This window comes from Psychrobacillus lasiicapitis, assembly GCF_006861795.1.
GTDB lineage: Bacteria > Bacillota > Bacilli > Bacillales_A > Planococcaceae > Psychrobacillus > Psychrobacillus lasiicapitis.
This window is the reverse complement of sequence record NZ_VDGH01000008.1, coordinates 211094-223963: the sequence shown is the minus strand read 5'-3', so window position 1 is coordinate 223963 and position 12870 is coordinate 211094. Positions and strand designations below refer to the sequence as shown.

Here is a 12870-nt window from a genome sequence, read left to right as displayed (position 1 = left end):
GAGGTTATACTGTGTCAGTAAAATCGTATAATACACCAGCGCATGCACCAATGTTTCCAGATCCTTTTGTACCATATGAAAGTAAAGATTATGTGTCATTATACGCTGTAGTAGAATTGAACGAAGAAGAAGTCCGTCGAATTCTTTCGTTTACACCATATGAATATGTGAGTAATAAAGCAGTAATCTCCATTACCGACTTTAGCAAATGCAATAAGGTGTCTTATATGGATGCTGCTATTGTAATTCCGGTTACCTTTGAAGGGAAATCTGGTGGATATTATATTTATGAATATGAAAACAATGACGCAGCAATAGCTGCAGGTAGAGAACTTTGGGGATATCCGAAAAAGTATGCAAAAATTTCATTGACAGAGAACAATGATTTATTTAGGGGGAAAGTTGAAAAAGATGGCAAAGTGTTTTTAGAATTAATCGGCGAGAAGACTGCTGACCTACCAATAGTGGAGGAACCAAAAACGACACCACACTTACTTATAAAGACTATCCCCCACCCGGGCGGAGAGCCTTCGTCTAAACAAATTATCGAAAGAGATACAAATCCCGACTTTGTACTGAAGGAGAAGTTTGCAGTTGCTACACAAGTAAATATCCAATCGACTGAAAGAGAACCGCTAGAATTATTAAAGCCTATGAAAATTCTAGGTGGTGGGGTTATTAAGGGAGACTTTTATGCAACCGAAGAAAATGGGTGGGGAAAAATTATTGCTGAATATAAGTGAGTATAGATACTTATTCATTAGCCAGCGATATCCCGTTTTATGGATGATAAAAAATAATATTTTTAATACGACACAACTGAGGTTTTCCATGAGTTCATTGAACTTATGGGAAGCCTCTTTTTCATCTCTTTTGTTACATGATTAAAAATAGTCATAAGTGCACTCATGAACAAATATACTGCTTATTATAATCGACAGTCGACAGAAAAATTTTTAGCTCAATTGTTTATTAAACATAATATGAATTGGAGAATCGAGGATGAATAAGAAAACTTTACAGAAAGCAGAGCCTTACTACTTGCAACTTCAGCAGACAATAAAAGAAAGAATTTGGAGCGGGTTCTATAAACCAGGTGAACGTTTGTATGAAGCTCAACTTGCAAAGCATTTTAAGGTTAGTAGGAGTCCTGTTCGTGAAGCAATCCGCACATTGATTAATGAAGGACTGCTAACCATGGGTAGTAATTCTCAAATCACTGTGTATGAACCTTCTTTACAGGATGTTCGAGATATCTATGAATGTCGCATAGCACTTGAATCTATTGCAGTTGCCCTTACGGCTGAACAGGCAACAGATGAACAGTTGGAGGAATTGGAAGAAACACTGCGAGAAACGCAAGAAGCTATTAAGAAGGAGGAAAAGGAAAGAATCGTAGAATGTAATGTACGTTTCCATGAATTGATTATCGAAATCAGCGGAAATTTACGATTGAAAAAGATTGTCGAGGATCTTCATTCATTAACCTATTATTATAGACTTCTCAATACTAAAGGAGTGCAACGTGCTACCACTATATTGAAAGGTCATTCGGACATATTGGATGCAATTAAAGAAAAAAATGCGGAAAAAGCTTCGAAAAGATTAGAGAAACATACGCAGGAAGACCTTCAGAATTTAATACGTTCTTTAAGTATCGAAATGATATAGAGGCGCTTCTAAAAAAGAAGTACTGCTTACTTGGAAAAGTGCGAGATAAGGCGTTTATAAAATTTAAATGGAGGCAGCCAAAGTGTAACGAATCTATGGGGGCGATTTTCAAAGGAATTTAGTGCAAAGTTATAATACCAATCTAAAAAAGGAGTTGTATAAACAGGATGAAAAATTATGAAATTGCTGTAATAGCAGGAGATGGAATAGGAAAAGAGGTTGTTCCTGCATCATTGAAAGTATTGGAAGCGGTTGCAGAAATTCATGGTGGATTGAATTTCAAATACAAAGAGTTTCCCTGGAGTTCCGAGTATTACGTAGAGCATGGGAAGATGATGCCAGATGATGGGTTGGATATACTTCAGAATTTCGATGCGATTTTTCTAGGGGCAATTGGTAACCCTGACCTTGTACCTGATCATGTCTCTTTATGGGGTCTGTTAATAAAAATTAGAAGAGAATTTGAACAGCAGATTAATATCCGTCCCGCAAAATATTTTAAAGGACTAAGGTCCCCTTTGGTTAATCCTAATGACTTCGATTTGATTGTCGTAAGAGAGAACAGTGAAGGCGAATATAGCGAAGTGGGTGGCAAGATTCATAAAGGCGAAGAAGAAATAGCGATTCAAAATGCAGTGTTTACAAGAAAAGGAACAGAACGTGCGATGCGTTATGCATTCGAACTGGCTAAAAAAAGGAGAGGACATCTATCATCTGCAACAAAATCGAACGGAATCGTTCATTCAATGCCATTTTGGGATAGTGTTTTCAATGAGGTAAAGAAGGATTACCCAGAGGTAAAGACCGCATCATATCACATTGATGCTTTGTCCGCTTTTTTTGTGACACGTCCACAGGAGTTTGACGTTATAGTAGCCAGTAATCTTTTTGGCGATATCCTGACAGATATCAGTGGTGCAATTATGGGAAGTATCGGGATTGCGCCAGCAGCTAATATTAACCTTAATGGTAAATATCCTTCTATGTTTGAACCGGTGCATGGATCAGCTCCCGATATTTTTGGAAAAGGTATTGCTAATCCGATTGGTCAAATCTGGACTGCCAAAATGATGCTGGATCACTTTGGCGAGCAAGAATTGGGTCAAAAACTTCTTGAAACAGTCGAAGAGGTTACAAAAGATGGGATTAAAACAGGAGATATTGGTGGTTCATTCACTACAGTTGAGGTTGCTGATGAAATTTGCAACCGGTTGAAAAAACTGGCTTCCGTGTAAATTAGTTTTTTTCCATAAATAGATTTTATTACGGGAGAATCATCCGAGCGATGAGAGTTTTCTATAGCGTCAATCCACGTAGAATTACTGTAAAAATATATTAAAACTTTTAGGGGGTAAATTATGAGGAATTTCAAAAGAGGTTTTATGATTGTTTCAATTGTTTTACTGATGATGTTGTCAGCTTGTGGAAATAAAAAATCTTCGGAACCTAGTGCTACCTCAAGCAATGAAGTACAAGAAATAACCATTAAACTTGCTCATGAAGTATCTGAAAATACATCTCAACATGTAGGGTCGTTGGCAGTAAAAGACTATATAGAGAAAGAATCAGGAGGCAAAATTAAAGTTCAGATATATCCGAACGGTCAGTTGTTTGGAGACAAGGACGTCTATCAGCAATTAGTAGCTAACAATGTTCAAATAACACAAATTGATATGGCGAAACTAGTTGGTGAAGATACTCGTTTTAATATTCCTTCAATGCCATTCTTATTCAATGGAGATGATGAAGCGGTAAAATTTTGGGATAGCGAAAAGGGATTGGAAATTCTAAAAAGCTTAGATAAAGATGGTATTTATGGTATTGCCATGTGGCCAAATGGACAGAAACACCTAACAAATGATAAAAGACCGATTAAGACTCCAGAGGACTTGAAAGGATTGAAATTCCGTACACAAGGCGGACAAGTACTTGAGCAGGTCTTCTCTACCCTTGGAGCTGGTTCAACATCCATTCCTTTCACAGAACTTTACACAGCACTTCAGCAAGGCACAGTTGACGGACAAACAAATACCTTTGTAAATATAGAAAGTAAGAAGTTTGATGAAATACAAAAATACTTGACCGTGTCTGGAGAAACACGAGTAGACCTGGGGCTTTTTGTAAATAAAAAGTTTATGGATAGTCTGAATGAACCAACCCGTAAAATTGTAGAAGAGGGTTTAAAGGCTGGTACAGATTCAGCACGTCAAGCTGCTAAAACTATGAATGTTGAAAGCCGTCAGAAACTTGAAGAAAGAGGAAACATTGAAATTTATGAGCTTACTACACAAGAAATCGATGCTTTCCGTGAAGCCTGGGCACCTATCTATGATGAATTTTCATCTATCATTGGTGAAGAATACATCGAAGCTGCAAAACAAACGAACGAATAATGAACAGTTTAAGAAGATTATGGTCTAATCCATAATCTTCTTAATACTCATAGAGTTATAGTTACAAAGGGGGCTATTCAAAATGAAAAAGATCCTATCGATTTTAGAAATAGTTGAAGAAGGTATTGCATCTTTCTTTTTTATTACAGGTTCAATTATTGCAATATACGGCGTGTTTATGCGTTATATTTTCAATAATCCAGTTGGTTGGACAACAGAAATTTTCGAGATTTTTATGGTTGCAGCCATTTTCCTTGGTTTTGGTATGGCATTAAAAGATGAACGTCACATTGTAGTGGACTTAGTTTATGATAAAATGCCACCCTTCATTAAGAAAATATTCAATATTATAAGCAATGTCCTAGGAGCTGGTTTTAGTATTTACTTAATGTTCATGGGAATAGAAATGGTAGACATTGCAAGAGTCCAAGGAGGAGTAACTGTAGATGTAGGAATTCCAATCTGGCTTACTTATATGATTATGCCAATAGGGATGGGACTGCTTTCTTTCTATTTTTTGGTTAGGATTGTAAGTGTTATTCGTAATCCAGTTAAAGATGAAGAACAAGAAAATATTGAACGCATGAAGAATGCGGTATAACGGGAAGGAGGGACCATTATGAGTGCCACATTAGTACTGCTGATATCATTTTTTGTTCTTTGCTTAATCAGGGTTCCAATTGCTGTAAGTCTCGGATTATCTAGTTTATTTGCCCTTAGTTTAATCGATTTTACGATGTATGCAGTTATACAAAAAATGTTTACTTCGGTTAGTTCCTCAGCATTAATGGCAATTCCGGGCTTTATTTTTGCCGGAATCATTATGTCAAGAGGAGGAATTTCTTTCGCTTTGATCGAAGCGTTAAAGTCATGGATCGGTCATTTTAGAGGCGGGCTTGCACTTGTTACGATTTCAGCTTGTATGATTTTCGCAGCTATTTCTGGATCGAGTCCAGCGACAGCTGCTGCTATAGGAGCTATTATGATTCCTGCAATGGTAGAAGCAGGTTATAGCAAGCGGTATTCGATGGGACTGGTTGCAGCTGCAGGAACTCTTGGTATATTAATACCGCCATCTATACCTCTAATTATTTATGGAGTGGTTTCCGAACAGTCCATCGGGGATCTTTTTACGGCGGGTATTTTACCTGGTATATTCCTGGGAGCACTATTAATGATCTCAGCCATTATAAATGCCAGAATAAATAAGTATGATACATTGCCAAAAGAAAGTATGCAAGAAAGAATCCGTAAATCACGAAAGGCAATTTGGGGTTTTATATTGCCGATTCTAATTTTGGGTGGAATTTATACTGGGATTATGACACCTACGGAAGCATCGTTTGTTGCAGTTCTTTATTCAGTAATTGTATCTGTATTTGTCTATAAAGAAATGAAATTTCCTATATTTAGAGGCATAGTGAAAGAATCCATCAATATTTCAGCAATGATTTTCTTGATTATTGCATCTGCTAATATTTTCGGTATGTTCCTGACTACTGAACAAATCCCACAATCGATAACACAATGGATAGAGTCAAGTTCCACAAATGTTTGGGTTTTCCTAATTGCCATTAACTTGTTGTTCTTTGTGTTAGGTATGTTCCTAGATGCGGTGTCTATCATTCTAATCACCTTACCAATCTTGTTACCACTACTAGCGATATTCGATATAAACTTGTTACATTTTGCAATCATTATGACGATTAATATGGAATTGGGAATGATTACACCACCAGTAGGATTAAATCTATTTGTAGTGAGCGGGATTACTAGAGAAAGTGTAGGAAATGTGGTCAAAGGCGTATTGCCTTTCTATGCTGTACTGATACTCGGTCTGATTGCTGTTATTGCTTTTCCTGCTCTTTCTCTTGGACTAGTTAAGTGATATCAAGATAAATGATGCAAAGGATGGGATATTAAATGAAAACTAAAGAAGATTTAGTGACTTACGATATTAAAAAGATTTCTGAAATGATCAAAGAGAAGAAAATATCTCCGGTTGAAATTGCTTTAAAATTCCTAAAACGCATAGAAAACATTGATCCTATAATCAATTCATATATCACCGTCGATCGCGAAGATGTTATAGAACAAGCTCATAAAGTTCAACGAGAAATAGAAGCTGGTAATTATAAAGGTCCTCTTCACGGAATTCCCATTGGTTTAAAAGATTTAATCTATACGGTGAATGCAAAGACTACAATGGGTTCTGAAATCTACCAGGATTTTGTCCCTGAATATAATGCAACCGTAGTTGAGAAATTGAAAGAGGCAGGAGCCATCTTAATCGGAAAGTTGAACACTCATCAATTTGCTTATGGTCCTACTGGTGATCGTTCCTATTTTGGCCCAGTTCGAAATCCTCACAATCCGGAAAAAATGACAGGAGGATCAAGTAGCGGATCCGCCGCTGCAGTATCTGCTTGCTTGTGCTACGCTGCGTTAGGCACTGATACAGGAGGATCAGTCAGGGTTCCAGCTTCCTTTTGCGGAGTTGTTGGAATGAAACCGACATATGGCCGTATTAGCAAACAAGGAGTTTATCCGCTTTCATGGACGCTTGATCATGTCGGACCACTGACTAGAACTGTGACAGATAACGCAATAGTTATGAATGCTCTTGCTGGTTTTGATAAAAATGATCCTTATTCCATTGATCGTGAATCAGAAGATTTTTTAAGAGATATAGGAAAAGGAATAGCAGGAATGAAAATAGGGTTGCCATCTAAATTTTATTTTGATGATATGAATGATGAAGTAAGAACGATAATGAATAAAACTATTCAAGTTTTACGAAACATGGGTGCTGTTGTTAAGTCTGTAGATTTGCCGCACATTGAAAAGTTCTCAGATGCACATAAAGTTATCTTACGAAGTGAAGCATTCGCTGTTCATGAACAGAATTTAAAAGATTATCCAGATCAATGGGATGACGAGGTGAAAGAACGCCTGTATACAGCCATGGAGACGAAAGGATATGAGTATGCGCAGGCTTTACAGACTCGTCAACTAGCTAAAGAAGAATTTAACCGAGCACTAGAAAACGTTGATGTAATTTTCACTCCGACATTGCCCATCCTGCCGCCGAAAATCGGTGAGCGCCATGTGGATATTGAAAAATATATTGGTCAGCATATTCGCTGGTCAATTATCAAACTTACAGCCCCGACAAATCTTAATGGTTTTCCTAGTCTGTCAGTACCATGTGGCTTTTCCTCTGATGGTATGCCAGTAGGATTTCAGCTTATCGGAAGAGAATTCGATGAAGTTACTTTATATCGGGTAGGTCATGCTTTGGAATCGGAACTCTCCATTAATACAGCAAAATATGACATTCTCAATTAAGTGTCGTCGTTTGATTGTATGTTCGTGTGTATTTAGCTAATGGATCAGATGGGAATTTTACATTTGGCAGAATATCTTCCTGGGGACTGTGAATATTAGTGTGATTCTTAAATAAACCAGATTAAGTGAACTAAAAAGCTTTCCTATTTTAATTAAATACATTAAAAACGTCCACTTAAACGAATAAGAGGGCGTTTTTTTATGTGAGCGAAGAAAAATGATTGTACACGAAAAAAGTACTTTCTATTAAATATATAATCCAAAACTAACGCTCACCTGATAAAAAGGTGGGTGTTATTTTATGTTCTCTTTTGATAAATTTCGTCCTTTTAGAACATAAAATCTATTCTTTATTCAGACTATTCTATAATTATGATGTTTGTTACAATGAAAATGGGGTAATTTACAATAAAAGCTAAAAAGCGCTTGCTTTGATAAGGCATTCCTGTATTATTATTCTGGAAGTTATCAGATATTTTAGAGGTGAGTTAATCATTCAAAAACTTTTGCATCGAATTTAATCGTAATTTAATAGATAATGAGTAGTTTTGACATCATGCTGTAATGGTGCTGTATTACAATATACAAAAAGTTAATTAATTATTAATAGATACAATATATTGAAAAACATAGGAGGTATTGTCGTATGACAACGGCAGAATTACAAGAAGAATTCAAGCGTATTTTAGAATATGGATATAATAGAGGAAATGAGAATGATTCGATTAAAACGGATGATATTATTAAAGAGTTATCGGAGCAGCTGAGAAGCTTATTGGATAAAAGTAAAGTTTGACAAGCGTGAGATGGAAGTTCTTAAACTTCCTCGTAGCCAAACCAAATGCCCACCTGATTTAGGTGGGCATTTGGTTTATTTATTGTGTGTTTCCTCTGATTCTTTAAAAATCTCTCCAGCGATTCCCATTGCGTGAACCGCTTTTGGAAAACCAACGTATCCGGCACAGTGGATGATAATCTCTATTATTTCTTCTTTGGAGAGCCCAACATTTAGAGCTGCTTGTAAGTGAACTCTAAGCTGATCGAAAGCTCCTTGTGTGATAAGCGTTGTCAGTGTAATGATTTCTCGTTGTGCGAACGAAAGTGTTTTTCGAGAGTAGAGGTCTCCAAAGCCAAAGGATACAATCATCTCCCATAAGTCAGGGGAAACTTTTTTTATTTCTTCCATGCCAGTTCGTACTTCTTGTGAAAATAATTCCTCCATTGCTTGTTTCCCGGCCTCATATCGCTTGTTGTTTTCCATGTTATTGCCTCCCCATAGTTGGTGGTATTTCGTGTTCATCCACCAATGCTTCAATTACGATTGGTTTATTTGTTTCTTTTATCTTCAGTAACGACTCTTTTATTTTATTGGATAAATCATATGGGTCATGACAAGTAAATGCTTCCAATCCCATAGATTCGGCAAACCCTTTTACATTGAGTGGAGTCTCGTACACACCACCGATAGAAGTGCCGATCATTTTTTGCATTCCTTTTTCAACCATATCAAGTCGTCCATTATTTAAAACGACGAACAAAACAGGGGAGTTATAGTTATAAGCCGTTGAAAGTTCAGTTCCGTGCATGAACATACATCCGTCCCCAACTAAGCACACAATCGTTTCTTCAGGAGCTGCTAGTTTTGCGCCAATGGAGTAGCCAATTCCGTTCCCCATGGCACCGAATATATCATCAAAGAAGAAAGTGCCTGGCTTATAGATATCAAAGTGTTTAATACCATAAAAAGAGTGACTTCCATCATCTCCAAAAACAATCGCATCGTTTGGAAGTGCGTGGCGCATTGCCCGTAAAACTTGGACTGCGGACATACGCTCCCCTGGATTATTTTCCTGAAGTTGAATCTCCTTGATTGGTGTTAAAAATGCTTCGCTATCTGTTTTTGGCATATCTTTTAACATAGCTGTTAAATTCGACTTTATATCACCAAGTACTGGAGTAGTGGGTACTTGAATCGATTTCCCGATAAATGTTGGGTCATAATCGAAGTGAATGACATGTTCGGGATACATCGCTTCCGATATACCAGCTGTAGACATATCACTTAGTTTAGAACCGATGACTATTAATAGGTCGACCTTTTCTTGTAAGTATGATGTTGCTTCAGGAGTACCACCGAGACCAAATGCGCCAAGAGACAGCGTATGGTTAGAAGGGAATGTTCCTTTTCCTCCTGGTGTTGTGATGACAGGGATGTTCCAATGTTCGGCAAGCTGTTGAACTTCTTCATACGCCCGACTCGAATGTACGCCTTTTCCTAAGAATAGAAGAGGACGTTTAGCTATATTCAGTTTCTCAATCACTTCACTAGTTTTAGGTGAAATCATTTCATGAGGTACCGGTAGGTCAAGCTGGAATGGTTCAATCTCTTCCAATAAAATATCAAACGCGATAGAAAGATGGACAGGTCCTTTTACACCGGATAGAGCTTTTTCCAGGGCATGCTCTAGAAAAGGTTTTAGCATATCTCCTCGTTCTACCCGAGCACTAAATTTCGTGACAGATCGGAACATATCTACAAGATCCGCACCAAAAAGACTTGAGTCCTGTCCCATTGCTTTTCCGGTGTCTTTCATGGAAGGATGTCCAGTGATGATTAATAATGGTAGATTCGAGGCTTTCGCCTGACCAGCGGCTGTAAGCAGGTTAGTACCGCCTGGTCCAGATGTACCAACTGCGACTCCGATTTTTCGATTCATCTGGGCATAACCAGTGGCTTCAAATCCTGCAGCTGCTTCATGTTTACTTAATACAAATTCCATTTCATGGTGTAATACTTCGAATAATATTGGAGATATTGCTTTACCTGGAATACCAAATATATGGTGAATTCCCCAATGTTTAAAATTCGATACTAATACCGATGAAGTCGTTGTCATGTTGTAAGAGTCCCCTTATAGTCAATGTTGTGCTAAATAGATGGTTTCAATTTCATCTACTGGAAGTGGTTTGTTAAAGTAATAGCCCTGTGAGATATCACATTGGTGATCTTTCAAAAAATCAAGCTGTTCCTTTGTTTCCACTCCTTCTGCTATAACTTCCTTATGAAGATTATGAGCTAATGTGATGATTGCTTTTACAATGATCGTATCTTTCTCGTTGTTCATTAATTCACTTACAAAGGATTTGTCGATCTTAATATAATCGATTGGAAAGTTCTTCAGATAATTAAGAGAGCTGTAACCTGTCCCAAAATCATCAATACTGATACCAAGACCAAGCGCTTTTAACTGTTTCAAAACGTGTATGGAATATTCGCCTTCCATTGCCATATACTCAGTAATCTCTACTACGAGATATGCCGGATCAATAGCTGTACGTTCGAGTACATTTTTCATGAATGAAACAAGATTTCTTGTTAGAAATTGCTGGGTAGATAGATTAACGGACATTTTTACTGGTGTCATGCCAGCATCTTGCCATTTTTTGATTTGGGAACAGGCTTCCTCAATTACCCATTCACCAATTTGCGTGATCAATCCATTCTCCTCAGCAAGCTTTATAAACTTTCCAGGAGGTATTAAACCTAGTGTCGGATGCTGCCAGCGAATGAGTGCTTCAAATCCAACCAACTTACCTGTGCAGTTATTAATCTGAGGCTGATAATGTAGAACAAATTCATTTTTATCCAGTGCTCTTCTTAAATCGACCTCTAGCTTGTATTCGTCCATCATGACATTTAATAATTCGGCAGTATGAATGACATAACGATTTTTACCTTGAGATTTTGCCTGATACATCGCATTATCGGCATAGACCATCAGTTGCTCCTTTGAAATAGAATATTCGGGATAAATGGCAACACCGATACTTGCTGTCGTATGTAATTCTTTCATGCCGACGTAAAAAGGTTGCTGAAACAGTTGAAGTATCTCTTCTGCTTTATTCGTAACATAGTCCCGATCAACAAAATCTTTTAGTAGGAAAACAAATTCATCTCCACCCATTCGAGCAAGTATATCCTTTTCTCCGAGACAGCTGCTTAAACGTTTACTTACCTCAATCAGAAATTTATCTCCAAAAGAATGGTTAAAATTATCATTAATAATTTTAAAGCGATCCAAATCTATAAATAACAGAGCTAAAGTCCTGCACTCACCGCCGTTTAGTGCTTGAATAATGGTTTCTATTTCCTTATTTATATATCGTCTGTTTGGGAGATTTGTTAAATCATCATGAAAAGCTAAATAGTTATATTTTTCTTGCAACAAATATCGATCAGAAATATCTCTGAACTGACCAAAGGCACCAATCATCTTGTCCTCTTCATAAATTGGCTGTGCATCGAATAGACAGACAATAAGGTTACCCTCTTTATCTCTAAATTTTAACTCTTCATTTTCTATAATTTTTTCTTGTTCCAGTACTTCCTTGAAATAGTTTCCTGTTAGATGAGATTCCTGAATATTTCTTCCCATAACCGAATCTCTACTATTATTAGATATTTTTTCGGCAAAGCTATTAAATTCTGTAGTAATTCCATTCTCATCGGTAATGACAATTCCGTTTCTTGTTCTGCTTAACATAATTTGATTCATAATATTAAGCTTCTTATTTTGTTTTCTTAATAATAGCTCTCTTTCAATCGAGTCAACTGCTTGAGAAAGCATCGTTAAGAAAAGTGGATTTTGAAACTCGATAGGCATCATAATGGACACACTGCCAAGCAAGTCATTATCATCCGTGTAGTGAAATGCGGTTCCATAACAAGCGATACCATGAAGAAATGTATGATAATGCTGTTCACCAATCAAACTGATCGGATGCTTTTGCTGCAATGAGAGGCTAATCACATTGGTTCCTGTATCCTCTTGGATGAATAAGCTACCAAGAACAATACCAAACTGCTCGATGGTAGACTTAATAGTCTCATCTCCCTCAATTTCAAGCAGATAACCAGCTGCATCTGAAACAACAACAAGTATCGGCGTTCCTTTTAAGGAATCTAGTAACTTATTCGAGAAAAAACTTACGACTGATAATATTTCGCTATATGATTTTCGCTTCTTTTCAAACTCCGATTTGCTTAAAAAGGTCTTAGGTCTCGATACCTCATACGGATCCATCCCAGCTTCTATACACATTCTATTAGATTCTGTAATGTAGTAAGGTTCTGTAAAATTCATGTTTTCCTCCTTAAGCTTTTATATATATACATACCCCTATTTAAAAGAGTATAAATTTTCTTATAGCATAGTAAAAAGGAACTCTTTTCTGCCAGGTGCAAAATACTAGAATCTGACCAATAGAAAGAATTCCCAATTGCACTAATTTTACCTCAAAATATTGCTAAATTCAATGGAAGTGGATTGTAAATATGGCTTTAGTAGGAGCGATTCTGTTAACTTTTTGTTGAATTGGAAAGCGTTATTGTAATTATAGTTTCAGTGAAGTGGATAGGGAGTAACATGCTAAAAATAAGGATCTCTGTAAGACACAA

General features: G+C 37.0%; 11 protein-coding genes. 8 read left to right on the top strand and 3 right to left on the bottom strand.

What is annotated here, in order from left to right; genetic code table 11:
* Positions 1-11: 11 nt before the first annotated feature.
* From FG382_RS14770 to FG382_RS22685, 8 genes are all read left to right on the top strand, one after another.
* Complete coding sequence (locus FG382_RS14770; RefSeq protein ID WP_142539657.1) at positions 12-743, top strand: acetoacetate decarboxylase family protein; 732 nt, start codon at positions 12-14, stop codon at positions 741-743.
* 259 nt (positions 744-1002) lie between these two features.
* Positions 1003-1671, top strand: coding sequence for a GntR family transcriptional regulator (locus FG382_RS14765; protein ID WP_142539656.1), 669 nt, complete (start codon positions 1003-1005; stop codon positions 1669-1671).
* A gap of 167 nt (positions 1672-1838) precedes the next feature.
* The gene (locus FG382_RS14760; protein WP_142539655.1) at positions 1839-2906 is read left to right on the top strand and encodes a tartrate dehydrogenase; all 1068 of its coding nucleotides are present in this window, start codon (positions 1839-1841) and stop codon (positions 2904-2906) included.
* A 123-nt stretch (positions 2907-3029) separates the two neighbouring features.
* The gene (locus FG382_RS14755) at positions 3030-4064 is read left to right on the top strand and encodes a TRAP transporter substrate-binding protein (protein WP_142539654.1); all 1035 of its coding nucleotides are present in this window, start codon (positions 3030-3032) and stop codon (positions 4062-4064) included.
* Positions 4065-4146: 82 nt separating this feature from the next.
* The gene (locus tag FG382_RS14750) at positions 4147-4665 is read left to right on the top strand and encodes a TRAP transporter small permease (RefSeq protein ID WP_142539653.1); all 519 of its coding nucleotides are present in this window, start codon (positions 4147-4149) and stop codon (positions 4663-4665) included.
* Between the two features lie 18 nt (positions 4666-4683).
* Positions 4684-5952 (top strand): TRAP transporter large permease, encoded by a 1269-nt coding sequence (locus tag FG382_RS14745; protein ID WP_142539652.1) that lies wholly within the window; start codon positions 4684-4686, stop codon positions 5950-5952.
* Between the two features lie 35 nt (positions 5953-5987).
* Positions 5988-7412 carry an amidase gene (locus FG382_RS14740; RefSeq protein ID WP_142539651.1) on the top strand — a complete coding sequence of 475 codons (1425 nt, stop codon included), beginning with the start codon at positions 5988-5990 and terminating at the stop codon, positions 7410-7412.
* Positions 7413-8058: 646 nt separating this feature from the next.
* On the top strand, positions 8059-8208 hold the full coding sequence (locus tag FG382_RS22685; protein ID WP_170206537.1) for a YwzD family small protein: 150 nt from the start codon (positions 8059-8061) through the stop codon (positions 8206-8208).
* Between the two features lie 75 nt (positions 8209-8283).
* Here FG382_RS22685 and FG382_RS14735 read toward each other — a convergent pair whose 3' ends face one another.
* From FG382_RS14735 to FG382_RS14725, 3 genes are read right to left on the bottom strand one after another with little or no spacing between them, the layout of a single operon-like run.
* The gene (locus tag FG382_RS14735; RefSeq protein ID WP_142539650.1) at positions 8284-8673 is read right to left on the bottom strand and encodes a carboxymuconolactone decarboxylase family protein; all 390 of its coding nucleotides are present in this window, start codon (positions 8671-8673) and stop codon (positions 8284-8286) included.
* Position 8674: 1 nt separating this feature from the next.
* Complete coding sequence (locus FG382_RS14730) at positions 8675-10309, bottom strand: thiamine pyrophosphate-binding protein (RefSeq protein ID WP_142539649.1); 1635 nt, start codon at positions 10307-10309, stop codon at positions 8675-8677.
* 21 nt (positions 10310-10330) lie between these two features.
* Positions 10331-12556 (bottom strand): EAL domain-containing protein, encoded by a 2226-nt coding sequence (locus tag FG382_RS14725; protein WP_142539648.1) that lies wholly within the window; start codon positions 12554-12556, stop codon positions 10331-10333.
* Positions 12557-12870: the final 314 nt, after the last annotated feature.